1 protein-coding gene is annotated in these 338 nt (G+C 64.2%); it reads left to right on the top strand.

What is annotated here, in order from left to right:
- Positions 1 to 338, top strand: a 338-nt coding sequence (locus M0638_RS28540) for a glycoside hydrolase family 16 protein (RefSeq protein WP_248670345.1), incomplete at both ends; no start/stop codon positions are given.

Consider the following 338-nt stretch of genomic DNA (forward strand, 5'->3'; position numbering starts at 1 on the left):
CCTACTTCTCCGATGCCTCCGTCGGCGTGAACCCCTACAGCATCAGCGACGGCGTGCTCGACATCACGATGACGAAGTCGGCGAGCGGCACGGCGAACGGCCAGCCCTACACCTCGGGGCTGATGACCACCATGGGCAGCTACTCGCAGCTCTACGGCTACTACGAGATCCGCGCCAAGCTCCCCGCGCAGCAGGGTGCCTTCTCCTCCTTCTGGCTGACGCCGAGCGACGGTAGCTGGCCGCCCGAGATCGACATCATCGAGGTGGCCGCCAACGACCCGTACACCATCTATTCCAGCATCCATTACGTCAATTCGGGGCAGACGATCGGCACGCCG

Origin of the sequence: Roseomonas acroporae (genome assembly GCF_023223525.1) — a bacterium.
Taxonomy (GTDB): Bacteria; Pseudomonadota; Alphaproteobacteria; order Acetobacterales; family Acetobacteraceae; genus Roseomonas_E; species Roseomonas_E acroporae.